The organism is Aliihoeflea sp. 40Bstr573 (genome assembly GCF_024105655.1).
Taxonomy (GTDB): domain Bacteria; phylum Pseudomonadota; class Alphaproteobacteria; order Rhizobiales; family Rhizobiaceae; genus Aliihoeflea.
On record NZ_JAAAMH010000017.1, the window covers coordinates 12,239 to 34,527 of the forward strand.

The window sequence follows — 22,289 nt, forward strand, 5'->3', positions numbered from 1 at the left end:
AACAACCGATGCCCAATGACGACCCGTTCACGCTCGATCTCTTCGGCAACACCTCCCTTTCATCCGGCCTCGGTCTTGGCGTCACCGCGTTCGGCCCGACGACCGAACGGCCAGAGGATCACGATTACGACGCGTCGGAAGAGCCGGTGCCCGCGGCTTCACAACGCCCTGGCAAAACCGCGGACAACGCACGCGGCGAGAATTTCCATCTTGTCGGCAATCGCGGTCTGGCCCGCGGCTGGAGGCAGCGCGCCAAAGACAACATCGCTGCCATCGCGCTCGCCCAGACAATCGAATCCGAGGCCCGTCCGGCGACGGTTGAGGAACAGGCGGCTCTCATCAAGTTCACCGGGTTCGGTGCCTCGGAACTGGCCGATACGGTGTTCCCGCGCCCGGGCGAGGAGGAGTTTCGCGAGGGCTGGCAGGAGATCGGCGCCGATCTGCAGGATGTCACCTCTGAGCAGGAATACACTTCGCTCGCCCGCTGCACGCAATATGGGCATTTTACGCCGGAGTTCATCGTCCGGGCCATCTGGTCGGGCTTGCTGCGGCTCGGCTGGCGCGGCGTCCGGGTGCTTGAACCCGGCATCGGAACAGGGCTGTTTCCCGCTCTGATGCCCGAGGAGCTGCGCCCGGTCAGCCATGTCACCGGTATCGAACTCGACCCGGTCACGGCGCGGATCGCCCGCCTGCTCCGGCCCCGCGCCCGGATCGTCAATGGCGACTTCGCCCGTACGGATCTGCCGGCGCATTTCGATCTGGCGATCGGCAATCCGCCCTTTTCTGATCGCACGGTGCGTTCGGACCGGACGTATCGCGGCCTCGGTTTGCGGCTGCATGACTATTTCATCGTCAAGGCCATCGACCGGCTGAAGCCCGGCGGACTTGCGGCTTTCGTTACCTCCAGCGGCACCATGGACAAGGCCGATCCAACTGCGCGGGAAACGATCGCCAAACAGGCCGATCTTGTCGCCGCCATCCGCCTGCCCGAGGGCAGTTTCCGGGCCGAGGCCGGCACGAACGTGGTGGTCGACATCCTCTTTTTCCGGAAGCGCAGGCCAGGCGACGCCGAGGGCGACATGTCCTGGCTGGAAACAGAAGAGGTCCGGCCTGCAACCGAGGACGAGGGCCCCATCCGCATCAATCGCTGGTTTGCGCAGCATCCGGATCACGTTTTGGGAAACCATGCCACGACGTCCGGACCTTACGGCGAGACCTATACCTGCCTGCCGCAGCCTGATGCCGATCTGGAGCAGGCGCTCGGCGCCGCCATCCATCTTCTTCCGGAAGCGATCTATGATGGCGAGCCGGAAGCCGTCGATCCGGAAACCGATGCCGGCGATGCCCACGAGTTCGATAAGCCTGAAGGGAAGGGCATCCGCGAGGGCAGCTTCTTTATCGGCAAGAACCAGGCACTGATGCAGGTGCGCGACGGTGAACCCGTCACCATCACAGTGCGCAAGGGCCGTGCCGCAGAAGGCGTCTCCGACAAACAGGCCAGGATCATCCGAAAGCTGATCCCGATCCGCGACGCCGTGCGGGAAGTCTTGAAGGCTCAGGAGTTCGATCAGCCCTTCAAGCAGCACCAGGTCAGGCTGCGCATTGCCTGGTCGAATTTCGTGCGCGCCTTTGGTCCGGTTAATTCCACCACCGTATCGGTGAAGGAGGATCTTGATGCCGGCGAAGTCCGCGAGACGCACCGCCGTCCCAATCTCCAGCCCTTTCTCGACGACCCCGATTGCTGGCTCGTCGCCTCGATCGAGGAATACGACCTCCAGTCGAACACGGCGCGCCCCGGTCCGATCTTTACCGAGCGGGTGATCGCCCCGCCCTCGGCGCCGATCATCACCTGTGCCGCCGATGCGCTGGCCGTGGTGCTCAACGAGCGCGGTCATGTCGATGTCGATCATATCGCCGAGCTCATGCATGCCGATGTGGACACCGTCATCGCCGAACTGGGTGATGCCGTTTTCCGCGATCCCGAGACCGGGTCCTGGCAGACCGCCGACGCCTATCTCTCGGGGAAGGTGCGCGACAAGCTCAAGGCGTCGGAAGTCGCTTCCGCCCTCGATCCGGCGTTTGAACGCAATGTGCGGACGCTGCGTGATGTCCAGCCCGCGGACCTGAACCCATCCGATATCACGGCGCGTCTGGGTGCCCCCTGGATTCCCGCCGCCGACATTGTCGCCTTCGTCAAGGAGATGATGGGCGCCGAAATCAAAATCCGCCACATGCCGGAACTCGCCTCCTGGACTGTCGAGGCACGACAGCTTGGGGTTTGTGCCGCCGGGACGTCGGAATGGGGCACTGATCGGCGGCACGCCGGCGAGCTGCTTGCCGATGCCCTCAACAGCCGGGTGCCGCAGATTTTCGACACCGTGAAGGAGGGCGATAGCGAGAAGCGCGTCCTCAATGTGGTCGACACCGAGGCGGCCAAGGAGAAACTCACAAAGATCAAGACGGCCTTCCAGGCATGGATCTGGTCCGATCCCGACCGCACCGATCGGCTTGTCCGGGACTATAACGACCGGTTCAACAACATCGCCCCGCGAAAATTCAACGGCGATCACCTTCAGCTTCCGGGCGCCTCAGGCGCCTTTTCTCTTTACGGGCACCAGAAACGCGGCATCTGGCGCATCATCTCGGCGGGTTCGACCTATCTCGCCCATGCCGTCGGCGCCGGCAAGACCATGACAATGGCGGCGGCAATCATGGAGCAGAAGCGGCTCGGGCTGATCGCTAAGGCGATGCTGGTCGTTCCCGGTCATTGCCTCGCCCAGGCGGCGCGCGAGTTCCTGGCGCTCTACCCGACCGCCCGCATCCTCGTTGCCGACGAGACCAATTTTACCAAGGACAAGCGGCACCGCTTCCTCGCCCGCGCCGCCACGGCCAATTGGGATGCGATCATCATCACGCATTCGGCGTTCAGGTTCATCTCCATTCCGTCCGCCTTCGAACAGCAGATGATCCAGGACGAGTTGGGGCTCTACGAGGAGCTTCTGACCAGGGTCGAAAGCGACGACCGCGTGTCGCGCAAGCGGCTCGAGCGGCTGAAAGAGGGGCTCAAGGAACGGCTGGAGGCGCTCGCGACGCGCAAGGACGATCTTCTGACCATATCCGAGCTCGGCATTGACCAGATCATCGTCGACGAGGCCCAGGAGTTCCGTAAGCTCTCTTTTGCCACCAACATGTCGAGCTTGAAGGGGGTCGATCCTACGGGCTCGCAGCGGGCATGGGACCTCTACGTCAAGTCCCGCTTCGTTGAAACCAAGAACCCCGGCCGTGCGCTCGTTCTGGCGTCGGGCACGCCGATCACCAACACGCTCGGCGAGATGTTCTCGGTGCAGCGCTTCCTCGGCATAGCGGCGCTGAAAGAGCGTGGTCTGCACGAGTTCGACGCCTGGGCCTCGACCTTCGGCGATGTGACGACCGAACTCGAGTTGCAACCGTCGGGTAAATACAAGCCGGTCACGCACTTCGCCACCTTCGTCAACGTCCCCGAGCTCATTGCGATGTTCCGCTCCTTTGCGGACGTCGTGCTGCCCGAGGACTTGCGGCAGTATGTGAAGGTGCCGGCGGTTTCGACCGGCAAGCGGCAGATCAGGACCTCCAGGCCGTCCGCCGCCTTCAAACGCTACCAGAGTGTGCTCGACGCCCGCATCAAGGCGATAGAAGAACGGGAGGGACCGGCGAAGCCCGGAGACGACATCCTGCTGTCGGTGATCACCGACAGCCGCCACGCCGCGATCGATCTGCGCCTGGTCAACCCCGACAATGGAGACGAGCCCGACAACAAGCTCAACGACCTGATCGGCAACGCCTTCCGCATCTGGGTGGAAACCTCACAGAACACCTATCGCAAGCCTGATGGCGATTGCTTTGACTTGCCCGGCGCTGCGCAGATGATCTTTTCCGATCTCGGCACGATAAGCGTGGAAAAGAGTAGGGGGTTCTCTGCCTATCGCTGGATCCGGGATGAGCTTGTGCGCAGGGGCGTGCCGGCGTCGGAGATCGCCTTCATGCAGGACTACAGACGCGCGCAAGCCAAGCAGCGGCTGTTCGGTGACGTCAATGCCGGCAAGGTCCGGTTCCTGATCGGCTCGTCCGAAACCATGGGCACCGGCGTCAACGCCCAGCTGCGCCTCAAGGCCCTACATCACCTCGACGTGCCGTGGCTGCCCTCGCAGATCGAGCAGCGGGAGGGACGCATCGGCCGGCAGGGCAACCAGCATGACGAGATCGATATCTTCGCCTATGCGACGGAAGGCTCGCTCGACGCCACCATGTGGCAGAACAACGAGCGCAAGGCCCGGTTCATCGCCGCCGCACTTTCCGGCGACACCTCGATCCGCAGGCTCGAGGACATGGGCGAGGGCCAGGCCAACCAGTTTGCCATGGCCAAGGCGATCGCGTCGGGCGACCCACGTCTGATGCAGAAGGCCGGGCTCGAAGCCGACATCGCCCGGCTGGAGCGCTTGCGCGCCGCCCATATGGACGATCAGCATGCAGTCCGCCGTCAGATGCGCGAGGCCGAGCGCGACATCGAGATCGCGACCCGCCGCATCGCTGACATCGGCATGGACATCGACCGGCGTCTCCCGACGGCGGGCGAGACTTTCGCCATGACGGTCGCCGGCAAGTCCTATTCCGAGCGGAAACGCGCCGGTAGGGCACTGATGAAGGAGATACTCACCCTGATCCAGCTTCAGCAGGAGGGTGACGCCGCAATCGCCTCGATCGGTGGCTTCGATGTCGAATTCTCCGGCGAGCGGTTCGATGAGGACGGATATCACTACACGACCATGCTGATGCGCACCGGCGCCGAATACGAGATCGACCTGCCGGTCCCGACGACACCGCTTGGCGCGGTCTCACGCCTCGAGCATGCGCTTGCGGCATTCGAGGACGAGCGGCTTCGCTATCGCCAGCGTTTGGCGGACGCCGAGCGCAGGCTCTCCTCCTACCGCGCTCGCCAGGGCGAAGCTTTCGCCTTTGCGGGAGAACTTGAAGACAAGCGCCGGCGATTGGCCGAGATCGAAAAGGATCTGGCCGACGATGTTATCGCCAACGCGCCGGGTGTCGATAACGCGGCATGACGCGCGTTGCGCTCAACCCAACCGATCCTCATCATCGATCAGCTCCAGGCGGGACGGGCCGCTCGCGCTCCATTTCCAGAGCACCAGATTCATGTCACCAAGACCGGCTCCCTTCGCGAAACTGCGAACGAGCAGCCCGTTGTAGCCTTCCGCAATCAGGTTGCGCGCGAAACGCTGTGTGGGCGCCTCGCCTGTCTCGATCATCTGGTCGCGCCAGGTCGGATCTGCCAGTGAGGCTTCGTTAAGACCCGCCGCCGTAAGGGCGGCCGTATCTGAGGCGTCGAAGACCATATCGATCTCGGCACGGTAACAGACCAACGTTGTCGGCTGCAGATCGCCCACCTGGTTGGACTCCCTCAGGGCGGTCAGCACGGATGTCGATGTGTAAAGGGCCGGCACACCCTTCGGATTGAACCGGCCCCCATAGCGCTCCGCACCGCGCCCCGACATCGGTTCGCGCGCGAAGACCGGATTGATTGCCCGGTAGAGCTTTCCGGAATAGGTGAGCGCCACGATCAGGCGTGAACGCCGGCGTCGATGGCATCGATAAAATCGAGAACCTCTTCGGCCCGACCGTCGCGAACCAGCTGCATGGCCGTCTGCCCGGAGAATCCAGGCAACGGCTCGGACCGATACCAGGCGTAGGCCATGAGCGCGGACCCGAACCGCGGTTCGACCTTATTGACGATCTCCACCATTTCGCGCAGGCGGCGCTGTGTCTTGTCCGAACGGACGCGATCCTTGCGCTGGATCGCGTCCTTGCCAAGACCGACCGTGCGCGCAATCTCTTCGCTCGTCGTGCGAAAGACGGTTGCGATCTTGTTGGGCGCGAACAACCCGTGATCTGAATATTGTGCGAGATTCATTCTGCCGCCTCATTCATTGCCAGTTTTTCTGACGCAATATAGCGTCATTGAAAGCGGCATTCAAGGGCCGCGCCAGTCGCTTTGCGGGAGAGAGTGAAGACAAGCGCCGGCAACTGGCGGAGACCGAAGCCGAGCTTGCGGACACAACTACAGGGTCCGAACGAGCCGCCGCGTGACGAGCCTTATCCGAGGTGAACCGATTTTCTGGAGTTGACCGGAACCGGTCGGCGGTTAATCTTGCAACATGCCTGAGTAGAAGACGGAGCCTGGCATCTTCGACATTCCGTCATCATAACCGGCGACCGGCATCGCCCCGTCACGCCGAAGATAATCAAGACAGCACCAGCTCCGTCTGGCCATGCTGCAGCTAGCTTCCATCCAAAACAAACAATCGGCGCCCGCCTCGCTGGCGGATGCTCGTCAATATATATGGAGCCGGACATGCGATATGCATTGGTCAACAACGAACGCGTCGAAGCCAGCCACGGTCTTTCTGCTCTGTGCCCGGGCTGCGGGCAGCCCATGGTCGCCAAATGCGGCGACCGCCGGGTCCATCACTGGGCGCATCGCGGCAGGCGAACCTGCGATCATTGGTGGGAACCCGAAACCCGATGGCATCGCCAATGGAAGAGCCACTTTCCGGCCGATTGGCAGGAGTTCGTCCAAGTTGCCGCAGACGGCGAGCGGCACATTGCTGACGTCAGGACCGGGCATGGTCTGGCGCTGGAATTCCAGCACTCCCACCTGCGGCCCGACGAACGCGCCGCGCGCGAGGCTTTCTATCCGAACCTCATATGGGTCGTAGACGGCACCCGCCTCAAGCGCGATGCGCCGCGCTTTGCTGCAGGTGGGCAAATGCTGCGGCCAACGCCCTGGAGGGGAATCTACACGGTCGCGTTCCCGAAAGAGTGTTTTCCGCCGAACTGGCTCGATTGCCGGGCTCCCGCCTTTTTCGATTTCGCCGGTGCGGGACCCGTTGCGCCGGGTGCCATGCCGGTCGAGCGTTATCTTTGGGGGCTTCTGCCCGGGCGGGCGGAGGGCCACGGCGTCGTCGTGGCTCTCGGCCGCGAGACTCTCGTGCGGGCCGCGCGCGAGCGTCCACAGATCCTGGACGCTGTGGGGATCGTCGGCTTCCTTCAGGCGCGGTTCCGGGCGGAACGCGTGGCGGCAATGCAGGAGGGCCACCGGCTCCCATCCGGAAAACCATCGAAGCGCAGGCGCGTGTGGAGAAGGCCGCGGCAACGGCGGCGGTTCTGACGACCGGCAGTCAAGAGCCGTAAACATGATAGGGAGGGGAGGAAGAAGTACCCCTCGCAGAGCGGCCAGGCCGCTGCCGGTTTCACCTCAACCGCGCCGCTCGCGATCCCGGCCCGTCGGTCGTCGCGATGGCTCACGAGCCATGCTCGCCCTGCCGGACAGGGATGCTCCGCCGCAGTTGCACCGGCCCGTCTGCTCCGCGGGCCGGGGGATGTCTTCGGGAAGAAGACGAAAAAGGGACCGGCGCGGTGCCGGCTCCCCAAACCCCGAAAGGAGCATCCCGATGGAAATCAAGCTCGTCGATCCGCGCGCTCTCGTCGAAAATCCCGACAGGGCCCGCCGCTCGAAATCCAATCCCCAGGCCGATGCGCTGCTGCTCGCAACGATCAAAGCGGTCGGCATCGTGCAGCCGCCAGTCGTGGCGCCTCAGCCGGATGGCGGCAACGGCTTTGTCATCCAGGCCGGGCATCGCCGCGTCAAACAGGCGATCGCCGCCGGTCTCGAAGAGATCACGGTCATTGTCGGAGAGGCCGCCGAGGATGGTGGCGCCATGCGTTCGCTCGTCGAAACGCTCGCCCATGAAGGGCTCAATCCGGTCGACCAGTGGCGGGCGATCGAGCGCCTCGTCGCCATCGGCTGGACCGAGGAGGCGCTCGCCGTGGCGCTCGCGCTTTCGGTCCGCCAGATCCGAAAGCTTCGGCTGCTTGCCAATGTGCTGCCGGCCATGCTCGATCATATGGCCAAGGGCGACATGCCGAACGAAAGCCAGCTCCGCACGATCGCGGCCGCCTCGCTCGAGGAGCAGAAGGAGGTCTGGAAGGCGCACAAGCCCAGCAAGGGCGATCCGCAGGTTTCCTGGTGGAGCGTGGCCAACGGCCTTTCCAAGACCCGCATGTATGCGCGCGATGCGAGTTTCGACGACGAGCTCGCTCAGGCCTACGGCATTTCCTGGGTCGAGGACCTGTTCGCGCCCGCCGATGAGGACAGCCGCTACACCACCGACGTCGAGGCCTATCTCGGTGCCCAGCAGGAGTGGATGACGCGGAACCTGCCCAAGAAGGGGGTCATCACCGAGGCCAATACGTGGGGCCAGCCGGAGCTGCCCAAGAAGGCCGAACGGGTCTACGGCAAGCCGAAGAAGTCCGATCACACAGCCATGTATCTCGACCGCGACGGTAAGGTGCAGACCGTTCATTTCCGGATGCCGGAGCCGAAAGCAGCCAAGGGCAACGGATCTTCGGGCGAGGATGCCGTGGTGATGCCCAGGACGCGGCCTGACGTCACCCGAAAGGGCATCGAGATGATCGGCGACCTTCGCACCGACGCGCTTCATGAGGCGCTCGGCCGTGCCCCGATCGAGGACGACACGCTGATGGCCTTGCTGGTCCTCGCCTTCGCCGGCCAGAATGTCAGGGTCGATTCCGCCAATGGGGGTGGAGACGACTATTACTATGGTAATCGGCGGATCGCGCGTCACGCGGCGTCGCTCTTCGACACCGAGGGCAAGCTCTCCTTCGACATGGAGACCCTGCGCGTCGCGGTCCGCTCCATGCTGATCGAGGTGCTCTCCTGCCAGGAGAACCGGACCAATAGCGGGATCGTGGCCCGCGCTGCGGGCGATGTGATCGGTGCCGACGGCTTCCTGCCGAATATGGGCACGGAAGAATTTCTGTCCTGCCTGTCGCGCTCCGCCCTCGAGGCATCGTGCGAAGGCACGTCCGTCCTGCCCAGGGCACGGGTCAAGGATACGCGGGCGGCGCTGGTCGAGGCGTTCAACGAGCAGACTTTCGTTCATCCCTCGGCGTTCTTCGCACCCGACCGCGACGCGCTCGCCGCATGGCTGGCCTCCAACACGGTCACCGAGGAGGACGAGGAGCCGGACGGCACGGACGCCGAACCCGTCGACCCGGACCACGACGACAGGGAAGGGTTCCGCGAGGCCGCCGAATAGCCCCACCACCTTTCTCTTTCGAATGCCTGACCCGCCGCCGGTCCACCCCGGCGGCGCTTTCGTTTCAGCAAACAAGAACAGGAGCACACTGTGTCCGCGCAATTCATCTTTGACCACGTGCCGATGGGCGCGATCATCCGCTATTCTGACGGCAGCCTGCGGCCCCCCCCCGGAGCGCCATCGGCGCAAGCTGCGGGCCTGGGAAAGTCGCAACAACACCGGCCGGCTCGTCAGGAAACAGGCCGGCACACGCATCGGTGAAACCACGATACCGGCCGCGATCACGCTTCACGAAGGGGATTTCGGCAGCAAGGCGGTGATCGTCCTGCGGGTCTTCAAGACCTTTTCGGTCGATTGCGACCTCGCCTTCACGGTGGTCGAACGGCCCGCCATCGGCTCCGTCCTCGTGTTCGACCGCCCCGGCGATGAGGCCGAGCTCGTCCATGTCACGACCAGCCGCCAGGCCGCCGATCTTCGGAACCGTTCTGCAGCCTGGCGAATCCCGCGAGAAGGATCGCCGGACGTTCGAGGCGCGGCATGCCGGTGACTGGGTCGTCGTGTCGGCGATCAGGTCACAGCACCACGATGGTTTCGTTGAGGTGATCGCCACACTCGGTGGTGGCCGAGGTGAGGGAATGGAGCGCCGGCGCTTTCTGGTCCCGGCCAGCGAGTACGAGGTCGGCCGTTTCGGCTTCGTCGTCGATCCGGCGCGCCACGCTTCCTATGGCGGACCCTCGAGCTTTGTCGCCTGGGGACGGTGATGTCGATTCCATGGAAGGCCATGGCGGTCCGCTTCGGCTGGCAGGCTGTGTTCGGGATGGAGGGCGCACATCCCCGTCTTGTCGTCCAACACACGCGGCATCGCCATCGCTTCACAGGCGCCGATGCCTGGAAGCGCGCTGTGCTCGTCTCGATCCGCGCGCCACGCTTCAACTATCCAGCACGGAAACCCAACCGATGACCACCTATCTCGTCGCGGTACACATCCTCGTCGACACGCGCGCCGCCAGTCCCCGTTCGGCTGTCGTAGCTGCTTTGGAGAACCGCCTCGACCGTTGTGCAGCGGCTGTTCCGGCGGCCGGCACGATACTCGACTGGGCCGTCGCCGGCGAGGACCTCGCCGCATCGATGGCACCTGTCGTAATTCCGGCCGACTACATGCCGGGAGCAACGCCATTTCCCGAATGGAACGCCGCGCGAGAGCCAAGCGCGGATCAACGGCTCGGATCCGCCCATCAACGCACCGATCCCGCATGCAAGGCGCCTGTCGGCTGATACCTGCAGATGTCGAAGGAACTGATGCGATCGATGCCTTGTCACGTGAGCTCGCTCGTCGGGCGTGTGCGACCGCCATCGTCAGGAAGAGAAGCGAGAACAGCAGTGTTCGGCCGCAAGGATGCTGGGGTGTCCAGCCACTCGGGATGACGGGCGTGCGGTTCCGAGTCATCGTCATTTCCTTCATGGGTCAGCTTCGGTGGAAGGCCACCCCTGCCGGCCTCCCTTCGGTTTTGGCTTCGGTCCTAAACCGGCGGCCGGAGCCTTCAAGGCCGCTGGCGCGCCGCGGAGCGGCCATGCGCACCAGCCTCGGCAAACCAGCCCCGCGGGACGGCGCGAGGGCAATAAGCCCTGCTTGCCCGCAAGGCTGGTCCGCTCGGCTTTGGTCCGCACGGACCCTGAAGCCTCCTTCTTCCGCCGGCTTTCTTGGACCGCGCCCGAAGGGAGGGCCGGCAGGGGCCGGCTCGGGCCTTCGGAAAGACCGTGAAGGAAAGGACTCTCACATGACCAGAACCGCTCGTTCCAGCCGTCAATCCAGCAAGGTCGTCCAGCTCCGCAAGGGCGCCTCCCTCGAAATGGTCCGCCTCGCTTGTCCCGACAGCGCTCAGGCATCGCTCATCTCCGAAAGCTTCGGCCTCCCCGTCATCGACAGCGACGGCATCCGCGAACTCCATCGCAAGATCATCATTGACACGGCCGACTCCTTGAACGAAGGCCTCGGCGAACGCGCCATGCAGATCCATCTCCAGCGGATCGTCGGCTCCTATGTCGGCTCAGCCCACGGCGCCGGTCAATTCTATTCCCGGGCGGTATCGGAAGCCCGCGATGCCACGGCCAGAAACGCCAATGACGACCGCGACGCGGACCTCGACGGTCCGGTCGGTTTCGACAGCGCCGCCCAGCGCAAGCGCGAATTCGCGGCCGACATGGGCATTCAGGCCCACGCGCTCCGTTGCGCCGCCGAAGGTGTGGTGGCCGCCTACGAAGAGGTCGTCGGCGAAGCTTGGAAGCCCTTCGAACGCCATGTCGACAATCCCGGCCAGACCGTCGATCGCAAGGCGGCCGAAATGCAGATGGCCGCCCTTGGCTGAGCGGCTCGGGCGGAGCTCCGGCTCCGCCCATCAAAACAGGTCCGCGTGTATGCCCGTTCTATGGCGCGTTCGTGCGTTGACCCGAACCCAATCAGGGTTTTGAAGGCGTGTAGCACATCAGATTCGTTCCGTTGTGGACGACGACGGAGGCAATGATGAACGCACTCTTGGTGCGACAGGCTCGCCCACAACTTCCTGTCCGCTGTGGCCCTCGCAAGCTTCATCGCGTTCTGGGTCAGATGAGTTTCGACCCTAGCTCGCCATCTAGGCCGTTTCCACTTCGACGTCTACGCTGATCGCATTGGCGATTTCGGTATAGAGATCGATGGTCGTCTGCGCGCGCAGGGTAAGAATGAGGGCATAGCGCACTTCCCTGTCATAGCGTTCGAGACGCTTTTTCTCACGCCACCAGCCGCCGGTCGGATATACCGCTATGCCGTGGCGATTGGCAAGGTCGGCAGCCGTACCCTCCCAAACGTCCGAGTGAAGGGAACCCCGATCCCGAAGGCGCGGCCCCAGGACCCATCCATCGTCCTGTCCACCGCCGTAAGCGCTGTCTTCCTCTTCACGCGCGGCCGCATTGATGCGTCCACGGAAGGTATCCACGTCCTCTTCGGGCCGCTTCACAGCAAAACGAAGACCGTGCGAGGCGTAGCGGTGGCGTTTCGTCCAGCCCCGCTCTCCCGGATTTGGCTCAATGAAATAGCTCAGCGTCACGCGCAGCTCGACCTGTTCCTCACCGAGGCCCTCCAACGTTTCCACCGGCCACGGCAGATCGTGGAAAATCATGTCGCGTGTCTTGATCGTTGAGCCGTCCAGGAAGAAGGGCTGCATCGAATTCTCGATCACAAGCGTGACATCATTGTTCTGGCTACGGATCGCCCTGGCCAAATCAGGCACGCCGTATCCGTAACGGCGCAGCAGCACGCGTTTATGATTCTGTTTCGGATTAACCGGAAGATGTCCGCGCATGGCTGGAGTCCAGTCAGCGGAATGAACAATCAGCCCCCTGACCGTTTCGGGCCAAAGCTCCGTCCGGTCGGCCAATACCTGCGCTGCCATGCGAGAAGCTAGGGCAGTTGCAGCGCTCGTGTCCGCGATGACGTTGAAGTAACCGGCCTGCAAACGATTGTTCGTCGTCAGCAAGGTGAGATCATCCAGATGATCGCTGTCGCCGTTTGCAGGATTGACCCCGTAATTGCCACCCTCGAAGACAACATCCGGCTTGATCGGCCACTCATGTTGCCATGGCACCGATGTCCGGCTGAGTGGCGAAAGATCGCCTACAGCGGCCAGCGGGCTCCAGCCGGCAAAGGTCGCACCGGTGATGGTGCATTTCTCAGTCACCGCCCCCACCGTCAGCACGTTCCACGCCTGTGCCGGGCTTTCGATCGGCGCCGCATCATTCTGATCGAGATACTCGGCTGCCGGATAAAGGGCGTTCACGTTGCCTGCCGAAACAGCAACAATGCGCTGAACTTCTCCTTCGCCATAGGCCAACTCATCAAGCGCCGCAGACCATGAAGACGGACGCCCGCGCCAATGATCGCCCGCACTGGTGACGGCAAGACAGAACACCCGCGAACGCTCCGGTGCTTGTATTTCGGCGCGGCTGATCGCTTCCGCCGTGATGTATCCGTACAGATCGGGATCATTGCCCCCCTGATCCGGCAAGATTTTAACTGACTCCAGCGCATGGCTAAGGCTGATCGGATCGGCACTGACAAGCGGATTGGTAAGGTCCCCATACAGGGCCAGACCGCTCATTTTCGTTCCGTGTCCCCGCCATGTGGGGCTCGTGTCCTCCACCGGCCAAACCCCGTTCCATGACTGTTGGTCTCCTGCATCGAGGACCGGTTCGATCAGGGGGTGAATCCGCGTCGAACCGGAGTCGAGAATGCACACTGATGGCGCGTCGGCATCAGGCACTTCCAACCGGTCGGTCAGTTCGTCACTCCAGTCTCGCTGCTCAGCAGGGTCCATCGCCAGAAATACGGATGGCGTATCTCTTGCGAGCCGGAGTTCGGCAATGGCGTCGGTATTGGCTACGATCATGCCGATCTGATTGGGCGTCGCGAGCACGAGCACGACCTCGCGCTCGGGGAAACGAACGACATGCTCTCTCAGCACGATATCGAGAATGTTCGCCGCATGTTCAAGGATGGGCCGGCCTCCCGTGCGCAACCAGACTTCCCACCAGGCCTGCTGTCCTGCCGCCGGAAACAGCTGAATGTCATCCGTGAAGAGCGAGCGGGCATGAGCAAGCCGCACGTCTTCCAAGGAAGCGACCAGCGGCTGGTTCTTGGGCTTGCCAGTTGGCGTCTCCTGCGTCCGATAATCTTCGACCTTCTTGAGGTAGAGTTCCCGCTTGGCCTCCGGAACGAACACCGTGGCCGACAAGCGCGTTTCCGGATCGGCCTCTGCGGGCCGCACAGCCACCAGCTCGATATGATCCTTGCCACGCTTGTCTTCGAGCTTGTCGAGCAGCGCACGCTGCTCTTTGCCTATATCAAATTCGAGATAGAAGCCGGCCTGCCCGCCGGCAATGTCCGGATTGCGCGCTGCGGCCTGTTCGGCTGCGGCGGCAATCGCGGATGTCAACGCCTGTTCCAGCCGAGCCGCATGCTGCGCGCGATTGCGCGCCGGAAGCACAACTTCACCGCCTCCGCCTCTTGGCCACGTGAACTGCTCCCGCCGCCCGTTACCGGCAATATAAATGTGCTTGAGATTCCGCTGTTCCCCGTTCGGCATCAGTACCCTTACCTATGCGCTGCCGAACCCCGCTCCTGTATGGAGACTGACAAGTCCTCGTCGGTGACATTGCTGCGATCGGACAGTATCGCCCGCTTTGCGGCCTCGTCAGCCGCGCGGGAGATTTCGGCCTGGCTTAGACCCGCGGTAAGCTCGACAGCCTTGCCCCAGTCAAGCTTATCGGCTTCAAAACCGACCAACCGCGATTGAAGAATCTTCAGTGTCACACCTTCGTCGGGTAGGCCGTACTGGATCACGTCGTCAAAGCGCCGGAACAGGGCCGGGTCGAGCAGTTCCACATGGTTCGTGGCGGCGATGATGAGGCTGTCGCTGTCGTCTTTCTCCAGAAACTGGAGAAAAGAATTCAGGACGCGGCGGATTTCCCCGACATCATTGCGCTCGGATCGCCGTGAACCGATCGCGTCGAACTCATCAAAAAAGTAAACACCACGCGTTTCGGTCATCGCGTCGAATATGATCCGCAGCTTAGAGGCGGTCTCGCCCATGAACCTTGTAATCAGGGTGTCGAAGACGACAGTGAAGAGCGGCAAATGCAACTCGCCGGCCAGGGCGCCGGCGGTCATGGTCTTTCCGGACCCGGGCGGGCCTACAAGGAGAAGCTTCCGCCGCGGCTGTAACCCCCGCTCAACCAGCTTGTGCTGCTGGCGCTGCTCGGTAAGCACTCTCTTGAGGCGCAGCTCCAGTTCGTCGGTCAAAGCCATGCTGGCAAGCCGCGTCTCTGAAAAACTGACCGATACCAGCGCGGCGAGATCGCCTTTAGGCTGTGCGATAGGAACCGGCCTGCGCGCCCGCTCGACCTTGCCGCTGCGTGCCTGATCGACGAGCGCCCGCAATTGCTGGGCAACCTGACCGTGACCTTTGCGCGCCTCATGGGCAGCCACCTGCATCGCGATGGACAGGAACTGATCGTCATCGCGAGCGATGTGGCTCTTCAGGAGCGCTATGAGATGCTTTGAGGCCGTCATATCCGGTCCATTGCGTTAATTCGGCCATACGCCTGACAGGAACGGGCCACGAACACGATCAGCCGACTGATGTCGCAAAACCGCTTGACGCGCAAGCGCGGATCGCGGTCTGGTATGTCTATTCGGCTCCGGTTGTGGAACATTTTTAAGATACGGTTCATATGTAAAAATCAGATTCCGCGCGAGTAGTATTGTATCAACGCCTTACAAATAGATATTAAAACATCGTTGCCTCCAAATCCGAATATAAGAACTTCACAAGACGCTGAGCATGCGGCAAGGCCTGACCATCACGCTACTGTTATCCGCAGCATCCCGGTCCTGAAAGTCCCCGACACCGCTTACTGAGAAATGGAGCGGTCCCGCGCGCAGTGCCCAGTCTTGTTCGTAAATGGCGCCGGACGAGATTCGAACTCGCTCTGTATTTCGAAGGCAAGCAAATGTCTGCAGTCCGAGCCTCGCTCCCGAACAGCCGCCGGTCCATTCACGCCCCACAGACGACGATCGATGTGTTGTTCCGGGCATCTAAATGTCGGGCCAATGCGCTCCTCTCATTTGAGCGCCACACGTCAGCTCTGAAACTGATGCAGCGGTCGGGCAAGCAGGGTGCCGCCTGAAGCGCCGGTGCGTGCCCCCTGCACGAAAACGCGCAGCATCGGGCTCCACCCCTTGAGGACGATCCAATCCTGCTCTTGAGGGATGGCATTCCTGGTGCGGCCGCGGAACTTCCACGATCAACCCCTAAAGGGTCCGCTAGCAAGGCTGCGGCCGTTTGGCTGACGCCTTCACGGTGATCGCGTCCGCTTGCCGCACACTGACGGAGCCATCAGAGCGGGAATTGGCCCGCTCCAACGATGGAGCCCTCGGATGTCGCACGATCTTTCCCTCGCCCAGAAACACGCCTGGAGACTCGCCCGCACCCTGATGACCCCGGTGGTTCTCTTCCAGTCCGACGACGCATACGGGGTGCTGCCCGCCGATGAAGTCGAGGAGTCCGAGGTCGACATTCTCTTCGAATACGATCCCTACACCGGTGGACACGCGGTTCACTGAACCGGCCGTCCAGTCACTGTCCGCAGCGGCGGCGCCTGGCGCCGCCGCGCTTGTTTCGCCCGACCGCGGCCCGCCCCGGTGGTGGCCTGGGCAGAGCCGGCCGCGCCGGCAACGGCTTGCGCCGTCCTTCCCTTCGGTCCGGCCCTGCGGGTGCAGGCGCGCCCTGAAGCTCCGCCTGAACCGGCCCCGTGACGGGGCCGCGATCGGCGCGGCCTCCAGATACGGAGGTTGAAATGAGCAGGAAAGAAAAGGGCGCGAAGACCGATATCTACGCACGCATCACGGAAAAGATCGTTGCCGACCTGGAAAAGGGCGTGCGGCCATGGGTGAAACCCTGGAGAGCCGGCCATGCCGACGGACGTATCACCCGACCGCTGCGCCACACCGGTGAACCGTACACCGGCATAAACGTCCTGTTGCTCTGGTCGGAGAGCCTGGCGCGCGGACTCACCGCGCCGCTCTGGATGACCTATCGGCAGGCGGCGCAGATCGGCGCACAAGTCCGCAAGGGCGAAACCGGCGCGACGGTCGTCTATGCGAGCCGGTTCACGAAAACCGAGACGGACGCGCAGGGCGAGGAGTTGGAACGCGATATTCCGTTTCTCAAGACGTACTCGGTTTTCAATTGCGATCAGATCGACGGGCTTCCCGATCACTACTACCACCGGCCCGAGAAGGTCATCGATCCTGTCGAGCGGATTGAACATGCCGACCGGTTCTTCGCCAATACCGGGGCCGTGATCCGGCATGGCGGCGCCCGGGCATTCTACGCGCCTGCAAGCGATCACATCCAGATGCCGCCCTTCGAGGCATTCCGGGACACCGAATCCTACGTCGCCGTGCTCAGTCACGAAACAGTCCACTGGACCTCGAGGCCCGATCGGGTTGGCCGCGATCTGAGCCGCTATGCCAGGGACAAGACCGAGCGCGCGCGCGAAGAGCTCGTCGCCGAGATCGGCTCGGCACTGCTTTGCGCGGACCTCGGTATCGTCCCCGAGCTCGAACCGCGGCCGGACCATGCGTCCTACTTGGCGAGCTGGTTGCGAGTCCTATCCGACGACCGAAGGGCAATCTTTCAGGCCGCCGCCCATGCGCAACGGGCCGTGACCTATCTGCACGGTCTGCAGCCCTCCGCCGCCGGCACGGGACGGTTGGAGGCGGCCTGATGCTTTCCTTTTCGAATGCTGCTGCGGAGGGCATTGAGCCCTCCGCCATCCGGCTGCGCGTGCTATCGCTCGGCGCCGGCGTCCAATCGACCACGATGGCACTGATGGCCGCCCATGGGGAGATCGGTCCGATGCCCGATTGCGCCATATTCGCCGATACTGGCTGGGAACCGAATTCGGTCTATGACCATCTCGACTGGCTGCGATCGCCCAACGTCCTGCCGTTTCCCGTCCATGTCGTTTCGGCGGGCAACATACGTGATCAGCTCATGGGAGCGGCAAAGGGTAAACGCTGGGCATCGATTCCGGCGTTCGCGAAAACCGTCACCCCGATGGGATCCGCCGTGCCCGTATTAGACGAGGATGCGGCCGGCGAACTCGTCGAGGTCTCCACACGGCGCACAACACGCGACACGGTTTCCATCGGCATGATCCGGCGTCAATGCACCACGGATTTCAAGATCGTGCCGATCCGGCGGAAAGTCAGGGAGCTTGCGGGGCTCGCCCGGAAGCGCTCGCCCGACCATGCCGTTGTCGAGCAATGGATTGGAATCTCGTGCGATGAGATCATGCGCGTGAAGCCGAGCCGCGAAACCTGGCAGGTCAACCGCTGGCCGTTGATCGAGATGCGGATGAGCCGGCGGGACTGCCTCGCCTGGCTGCGCCGCCACGATTACCCCGAACCGCCGAAATCGGCCTGCATCGGCTGTCCGTTTCACGACAATGCGCGCTGGCGTACCATGCGCGATCATAATGCCGATGCCTGGTCCGATGCGGTCGAGGTCGATCGAGCCATCAGGACGGGTTTGCGTGGAATTCGGGGAGAGGTCTTTCTCCATCGGTCCGCCGTCCCTCTTGACGAAGCCGATCTGTCGACGCTGTCCGACCACGGGCAACTCGACCTATGGCCGAACGAATGCGAGGGCATGTGCGGAGTCTAGGCAGTCTTCGATCTTTCCGAATGCCGTCAGGTCGCGGGATATCGTGGGCCTCGGGCTGCGGACCTCCAACGGATGCCGAAGACGGGATTTTGCCGAGGCTGGCTGACCAGCGGAGGACGGTAGCGGCGATGGTTATGTGCTTCGGCCGACTGCTCACGGCACTGCTCGTCGCGCGCGAGAACGAGCGAATAGAGCCCGGTTGGAGGCGTGGCGGCCTGCCGTGAACGTCCCCAGCGTCGAGCGTGCGATTGATCCCCCCGACGGATGTCGCGGAATAGCAATGGCTCCGGGGTCGGCGCCATGGTCATGTTCCCTTCATCTCGATGTCTTGGAGCCTCGCCTGGCGCGGCCTCGATGGGGCATGTCTGACCGGGAATCAGCTCTGCCTCGCCCGGCATTTCGCAACGCCCGTCCAGAACTTTCTTCCCCTGCGAACTGACGTTCGCATTCCTCACGAACCAAGAAAGTTCCTCCCGGCCGTCCTCCATTTCATTGCGGCCTTCCAGGTGCGTGCCGGTCGTTCCCGATCTTTTCGACAGCCATCGAGACCGCGACGGGCGCGGCTCGGAACTTCGAAAGGAACACGACAATGGCAAATATCGGCACCTTCACCACCACCCGCAACGGCTTCACCGGAGCGATCAAGACCCTCACGCTCAACGTCAAGGCCCGCTTCGAGCGCGTCGAAAACCCTTCCGAGAACGGACCGCACTTCCGCATCTTCTCGGGTGCAGTTGAGCTGGGTGCGGCGTGGCAGAAACAGGCCAAGCAGACCGAACGCGACTACCTTTCGGTCAAGCTGGACGACCCGAGCTTCCCGGCTCCGATCTACGCCACACTGATCGAGGTGGAAGGCCAGGAAGGCGTGCAGCTCATCTGGTCCCGCCCCAACGGCAATCGGGACTGACGAGGTCCCAAACGGCCCCGCCGAGAAAGCGGGGCCGTTTCTGTGTCGACGAAACGGCGGCCGCCACATTCGACGCCAATCGTCCACTTCACTCCCGCCTGCCGCTCCGCGAGGCATGCGGGTCGAGATAGCCCCGGCGCCGCTTCCTCCGTTCGAGCCGCGTCATCGCATTGCCGGCCTCGGCAGGTGTATCGAAGGTTTCGATCATCGACTGTCCGCGCGCTCCGATCCGACCCCAATCACGCACGAGGGACACTCCTCCAAACAATGTGGGCTGAACGGAAAGGCTGTAGAACCGCCGCATGTTCTGCGATGGGTCGATGCGACGAAGATGAACCGGATGGAGTTCGTTCATGTCCGGAAGTCTCGCTCGACGCGGAAGCATCGTCCAACGCATTTTCTGAATCGATCAAGGCTGATCGATTCATGCCGTTGATGCCGGAAGCTCTTTTTGAGAACCGTCCCTGGCTAGGTCCGTTGAAACCGGTTCTCCCCGACCACCGAGATCATATCCTCTCGCCGGAACCAGATGGCGCGGCCGCATCGGAGCGGCGGATTGCCGGCCGTGAAGACGATCTGTTCATCGGCGCGCATTCGCAGAACCTCCTCGGGCAGGATCAGCGGCCGCGCGGAGAGCTGCCGCGAGCGCGTCCGCGACGATCCCGACATGCGCGAAGTCCGGCTGAGCTGCTCCACCTCGACCGTCGTGTTGCCGCAGCGCCGCGAAATGTAGTCGGCGGTTTCCGGGTCATTGATTGCAGCGAAAGAAATCCACGAGGCGGACTCGAACCATTTGCTCGCTGCGTCCCGCCCACCATAGGTCTCACGCATCTGCCCAATGGACTGGAACAGGAGCAGCAGGCTGATACCGTATTTGCGCCCAGCGTCCCGCGCGGTTTCGAGAATACGAAGATATCCAAGCCGCGCGACCTCATCGAGCAGAAACAGCGTGCGGCCCTTCACCTTGCCATTGCGGTTGTAGATCGCGTTGGCCAGTGCGCCGATGACGGTGCGCGCCAGGCCGGGATGCGCTTCGAGCGTCTTGAGATCGAGATTGACGAACACGTCGGTGTTGCCATCCGCCAGATCGTCGGTCGAGAAGCTGTCGCCGGAAACCAGGGCGGCATAGTTCGGATAGGAAAGCCAATGAGTCTCCTTGACCGCATTGGCGTAGACGCCGGAGAATGTCTCGGGCGTCATGGCGATGAAGGGCGCCACGTTCTCCTTGACGAACGCGGATTCGGAATTGTCGTAGATCAGTTGCAGCCGCTCGCGCAGTTTGGGCTCCGGCTCGGAGAGGTTGGCTCGCATCTGCCGCAGATGCTGGTCTTCCTTTTCCGTATGCCCCGACAGGCATACGTCGGCGATCAGCACGGTGATGAGCTGAAGCGCGGACGCGCGAAAGAAGTCGTCGCGGATCGATGCCTGGCGAGCGGTGTCGGTTACGACCCAGGTGGCGACCGCCACCACGTCTTCCTCCTTTGTCCCACCGAACCGCCCGATCCAGTCAAGCACGTTGAAGCCGGTGCCCGGCTCCTTCGGGTCGAGCACGAAGACCGATCGGCCGGCCTTGCGCCGGTGCCCGATCACCATCGGCGCGACCTCGTTTGATGGATCGAGGGCGACCAGCCCGCCGCCCCATTTGAGTGCCGTCGGAACGGTCACCGAGGTGGTCTTGAAGCCGCCCGACCCGGCGAAGACCAGCCCGTGCGAGGAGCCGAACGAACCGTCGAAGCACAGCAGCGGCGATTTCCCCCCAGCACCCCATGTCTCGCGGTCGTCGGCGCGGAAACCGCGCCTGCCGTCCGCTTGCCTGTCGACGCGACAGGCCTCACCGACGACGATGCCGCCGGCCTCGGGAAAGAGGCGTCGGGCCGCGGAGATGGTCATCCACTCACTCTCCCCATGGATGGCACGTTTGCCCCGGATCCGGCGGGGCGCGGCCGACGCGAAAGCGGCATTGCCGCGCAGAGCGACGCGCAGACCGAACACGCCGGCGACCGCCGCAACGACCGCCCCTGTCAGTGTAGCGGGGTCGGTGTATTCGACGATCGATGTGCCTGGAGGCACCGTTGCGGCGAATCCGGCGAGCCGGCCGATCTCGCGGACCGTCGCGATCGCGATCAACACCAACGTGCCGGCGACGACTCCCCAGCCCGCGCGCCGGATCGAGATCGCGCCCCTGGCCGCAAAGAGAAAGACGACGCCTGTCCCGCCTGCTGCCGCGTAGGGCAGCGCGATGCCGATCCGGCCAAGAATCAGCCGCGCGTCCGGCGCGCGGGCGAAGCCTGCGAGCCAGTGTTCTATGCCTGTCAGGGCGAGACAGGCACCCGTCATGATGATGACCGGGGCAAGAAGCAAGGCGAGCTTAGTCGGGGTCATCGGCGAACGCCTTCATCCCGATCGCCATCAGCCGCGCGCGCTCGGCTTGGTCGGTCCTTATCCGGCTTGCGCCGTCAATCAGAAGGCCGAGCAGCAGTGCGCGTTTCTCGTAGCGAAGCCCGGCCTTGGCGATCAGCCCGCCGAGCTGGATCTTCTCGCGCGTATCTTTCTTGCGCGCCTCTGACTGCCTTGCCTGTCGCATCCGCTCAAGCCTCGCCAGACGGCCCCCGAGCCGCGCCAGGCGCGACCGGCGCGGACGCGGGCCTGGTCGCCCGTCCGGACCCCTTGCGAAATCGCGTCGCGAGCTCCTCGAATGCAGTCACGAGCGCGCGCTCGTCAATCTCGATATCGCCGAGACCGGCCTTGAGCGCGAGCCGTCCGATGCGCTCGGCCTCGCGCGTTTCGGCCTGCTTGAGCTGCTCCTGCAACCTGGCGATTTCTTCCCTGATCTTCGATGACGGCTTCTTCATTTCGGTCGTCTCCTTCTCGACCATTCGCTTTGTGGCGATGGTGAGGATCGGCCGGGATCGCGCGCAGCGCGACCCGGCAGAAATGACGGGTCGGCGA

At 63.3% G+C, this 22,289-nt stretch carries 19 protein-coding genes and 1 pseudogene; 11 read left to right on the plus strand and 9 right to left on the minus strand.

The genetic code is table 11. The features are described 5' to 3' along the window. Positions 1–8 precede the first annotated feature (8 nt). A complete protein-coding gene (locus GTK01_RS16810) occupies positions 9–5,096 on the plus strand; it encodes an N-6 DNA methylase (protein ID WP_252928168.1) in 5,088 nt (1,695 codons plus the stop codon). 12 nt (positions 5,097–5,108) lie between these two features. On the opposite strand, the gene GTK01_RS16815 is transcribed toward GTK01_RS16810, so the two are convergent. Together GTK01_RS16815 and GTK01_RS16820 are read right to left on the minus strand one after the other, a co-directional pair. Continuing rightward, positions 5,109–5,609: an RES family NAD+ phosphorylase gene (locus GTK01_RS16815; protein ID WP_223006699.1), complete on the minus strand. Its 501-nt coding sequence runs from the start codon at positions 5,607–5,609 to the stop codon at positions 5,109–5,111. A 2-nt stretch (positions 5,610–5,611) separates the two neighbouring features. Then, positions 5,612–5,962, minus strand: a complete 351-nt coding sequence (locus GTK01_RS16820; RefSeq protein WP_223006698.1) for an MbcA/ParS/Xre antitoxin family protein — start codon at positions 5,960–5,962, stop codon at positions 5,612–5,614. Between the two features lie 522 nt (positions 5,963–6,484). Between GTK01_RS16820 and GTK01_RS16825 the strand changes: the two genes are divergently transcribed. Together GTK01_RS16825 and GTK01_RS16830 are read left to right on the plus strand one after the other, a co-directional pair. Beyond that, positions 6,485–7,219 (plus strand): competence protein CoiA, encoded by a 735-nt coding sequence (locus GTK01_RS16825; RefSeq protein WP_252928257.1) that lies wholly within the window; start codon positions 6,485–6,487, stop codon positions 7,217–7,219. A gap of 283 nt (positions 7,220–7,502) precedes the next feature. Beyond that, positions 7,503–9,170, plus strand: a complete 1,668-nt coding sequence (locus tag GTK01_RS16830) for a ParB N-terminal domain-containing protein (RefSeq protein ID WP_252928170.1) — start codon at positions 7,503–7,505, stop codon at positions 9,168–9,170. Positions 9,171–9,303: 133 nt separating this feature from the next. Here GTK01_RS16830 and GTK01_RS21115 read toward each other — a convergent pair whose 3' ends face one another. Further along, on the minus strand, positions 9,304–9,615 hold the full coding sequence (locus GTK01_RS21115; RefSeq protein ID WP_371924383.1) for a hypothetical protein: 312 nt from the start codon (positions 9,613–9,615) through the stop codon (positions 9,304–9,306). A gap of 1 nt (position 9,616) precedes the next feature. Here GTK01_RS21115 and GTK01_RS16840 point away from each other — a divergent pair. The 4 genes and pseudogenes from GTK01_RS16840 to GTK01_RS16855 all read left to right on the plus strand — a co-directional run. Continuing rightward, positions 9,617–9,931: pseudogene (locus GTK01_RS16840) on the plus strand (hypothetical protein); the annotation flags it as partial. Beyond that, on the plus strand, positions 9,931–10,131 hold the full coding sequence (locus GTK01_RS16845) for a hypothetical protein (RefSeq protein WP_252928172.1): 201 nt from the start codon (positions 9,931–9,933) through the stop codon (positions 10,129–10,131). The pseudogene GTK01_RS16840 and the gene GTK01_RS16845, both read left to right, overlap by 1 nt. Further along, the gene (locus GTK01_RS16850) at positions 10,128–10,445 is read left to right on the plus strand and encodes a hypothetical protein (protein WP_223006695.1); all 318 of its coding nucleotides are present in this window, start codon (positions 10,128–10,130) and stop codon (positions 10,443–10,445) included. Before GTK01_RS16845 ends, GTK01_RS16850 begins: the two co-directional genes overlap by 4 nt. A 503-nt stretch (positions 10,446–10,948) precedes the next feature. Continuing rightward, positions 10,949–11,536, plus strand: a complete 588-nt coding sequence (locus GTK01_RS16855) for a hypothetical protein (RefSeq protein WP_252928174.1) — start codon at positions 10,949–10,951, stop codon at positions 11,534–11,536. Between the two features lie 264 nt (positions 11,537–11,800). Here GTK01_RS16855 and GTK01_RS16860 read toward each other — a convergent pair whose 3' ends face one another. Further along, positions 11,801–14,287, minus strand: coding sequence for a S8 family peptidase (locus tag GTK01_RS16860; protein ID WP_252928176.1), 2,487 nt, complete (start codon positions 14,285–14,287; stop codon positions 11,801–11,803). An 8-nt stretch (positions 14,288–14,295) separates the two neighbouring features. After that, positions 14,296–15,273: an AAA family ATPase gene (locus GTK01_RS16865; RefSeq protein ID WP_252928178.1), complete on the minus strand. Its 978-nt coding sequence runs from the start codon at positions 15,271–15,273 to the stop codon at positions 14,296–14,298. An 867-nt stretch (positions 15,274–16,140) separates the two neighbouring features. Between GTK01_RS16865 and GTK01_RS16870 the strand changes: the two genes are divergently transcribed. From GTK01_RS16870 to GTK01_RS16885, 4 genes are all read left to right on the plus strand, one after another. After that, complete coding sequence (locus GTK01_RS16870) at positions 16,141–16,326, plus strand: hypothetical protein (protein WP_252928180.1); 186 nt, start codon at positions 16,141–16,143, stop codon at positions 16,324–16,326. 233 nt (positions 16,327–16,559) lie between these two features. Then, a complete protein-coding gene (locus GTK01_RS16875; RefSeq protein ID WP_252928192.1) occupies positions 16,560–17,492 on the plus strand; it encodes an ArdC family protein in 933 nt (310 codons plus the stop codon). Continuing rightward, on the plus strand, positions 17,492–18,433 hold the full coding sequence (locus tag GTK01_RS16880; protein WP_252928195.1) for a hypothetical protein: 942 nt from the start codon (positions 17,492–17,494) through the stop codon (positions 18,431–18,433). Before GTK01_RS16875 ends, GTK01_RS16880 begins: the two co-directional genes overlap by 1 nt. Positions 18,434–19,022: 589 nt before the next feature. After that, on the plus strand, positions 19,023–19,340 hold the full coding sequence (locus tag GTK01_RS16885; RefSeq protein ID WP_119396933.1) for a DUF736 domain-containing protein: 318 nt from the start codon (positions 19,023–19,025) through the stop codon (positions 19,338–19,340). Between the two features lie 88 nt (positions 19,341–19,428). On the opposite strand, the gene GTK01_RS16890 is transcribed toward GTK01_RS16885, so the two are convergent. The 4 genes from GTK01_RS16890 to traC form a co-directional block, all read right to left on the minus strand. After that, positions 19,429–19,695: a WGR domain-containing protein gene (locus GTK01_RS16890; RefSeq protein ID WP_252928197.1), complete on the minus strand. Its 267-nt coding sequence runs from the start codon at positions 19,693–19,695 to the stop codon at positions 19,429–19,431. A 113-nt stretch (positions 19,696–19,808) separates the two neighbouring features. Continuing rightward, the gene (gene traG / locus GTK01_RS16895; protein ID WP_252928198.1) at positions 19,809–21,722 is read right to left on the minus strand and encodes a Ti-type conjugative transfer system protein TraG; all 1,914 of its coding nucleotides are present in this window, start codon (positions 21,720–21,722) and stop codon (positions 19,809–19,811) included. After that, complete coding sequence (gene traD / locus GTK01_RS16900) at positions 21,709–21,924, minus strand: conjugal transfer protein TraD (RefSeq protein WP_252928200.1); 216 nt, start codon at positions 21,922–21,924, stop codon at positions 21,709–21,711. Before traD ends, traG begins: the two co-directional genes overlap by 14 nt. Before the next feature lie 4 nt (positions 21,925–21,928). Continuing rightward, positions 21,929–22,192 carry a conjugal transfer protein TraC gene (traC, locus tag GTK01_RS16905; RefSeq protein ID WP_252928202.1) on the minus strand — a complete coding sequence of 88 codons (264 nt, stop codon included), beginning with the start codon at positions 22,190–22,192 and terminating at the stop codon, positions 21,929–21,931. Positions 22,193–22,289: the final 97 nt, after the last annotated feature.

Excerpts from the sequence above, each read along its gene's own strand:
- traD (WP_252928200.1), bottom strand. The coding sequence starts at position 21,924 with ATGCGACAGGCAAGGCAGTCAGAGGCGCGCAAGAAAGATACGCGCGAG.
- GTK01_RS16845 (WP_252928172.1), top strand. The coding sequence starts at position 9,931 with ATGTCGATTCCATGGAAGGCCATGGCGGTCCGCTTCGGCTGGCAGGCT.
- GTK01_RS16865 (WP_252928178.1), bottom strand. The coding sequence starts at position 15,273 with ATGACGGCCTCAAAGCATCTCATAGCGCTCCTGAAGAGCCACATCGCT.
- GTK01_RS16875 (WP_252928192.1), top strand. The coding sequence starts at position 16,560 with ATGAGCAGGAAAGAAAAGGGCGCGAAGACCGATATCTACGCACGCATC.
- GTK01_RS16830 (WP_252928170.1), top strand. The coding sequence starts at position 7,503 with ATGGAAATCAAGCTCGTCGATCCGCGCGCTCTCGTCGAAAATCCCGAC.
- GTK01_RS16810 (WP_252928168.1), top strand. The coding sequence starts at position 9 with ATGCCCAATGACGACCCGTTCACGCTCGATCTCTTCGGCAACACCTCC.
- GTK01_RS21115 (WP_371924383.1), bottom strand. The coding sequence starts at position 9,615 with ATGGACGAGCTCGGCCTCATCGCCGGGGCGGTCGAACACGAGGACGGA.
- GTK01_RS16880 (WP_252928195.1), top strand. The coding sequence starts at position 17,492 with ATGCTTTCCTTTTCGAATGCTGCTGCGGAGGGCATTGAGCCCTCCGCC.
- GTK01_RS16870 (WP_252928180.1), top strand. The coding sequence starts at position 16,141 with ATGTCGCACGATCTTTCCCTCGCCCAGAAACACGCCTGGAGACTCGCC.
- GTK01_RS16890 (WP_252928197.1), bottom strand. The coding sequence starts at position 19,695 with ATGAACGAACTCCATCCGGTTCATCTTCGTCGCATCGACCCATCGCAG.
- GTK01_RS16850 (WP_223006695.1), top strand. The coding sequence starts at position 10,128 with ATGACCACCTATCTCGTCGCGGTACACATCCTCGTCGACACGCGCGCC.
- GTK01_RS16855 (WP_252928174.1), top strand. The coding sequence starts at position 10,949 with ATGACCAGAACCGCTCGTTCCAGCCGTCAATCCAGCAAGGTCGTCCAG.
- GTK01_RS16860 (WP_252928176.1), bottom strand. The coding sequence starts at position 14,287 with ATGCCGAACGGGGAACAGCGGAATCTCAAGCACATTTATATTGCCGGT.
- traG (WP_252928198.1), bottom strand. The coding sequence starts at position 21,722 with ATGACCCCGACTAAGCTCGCCTTGCTTCTTGCCCCGGTCATCATCATG.
- GTK01_RS16825 (WP_252928257.1), top strand. The coding sequence starts at position 6,485 with ATGGTCGCCAAATGCGGCGACCGCCGGGTCCATCACTGGGCGCATCGC.
- GTK01_RS16820 (WP_223006698.1), bottom strand. The coding sequence starts at position 5,962 with ATGAATCTCGCACAATATTCAGATCACGGGTTGTTCGCGCCCAACAAG.
- GTK01_RS16885 (WP_119396933.1), top strand. The coding sequence starts at position 19,023 with ATGGCAAATATCGGCACCTTCACCACCACCCGCAACGGCTTCACCGGA.
- traC (WP_252928202.1), bottom strand. The coding sequence starts at position 22,192 with ATGAAGAAGCCGTCATCGAAGATCAGGGAAGAAATCGCCAGGTTGCAG.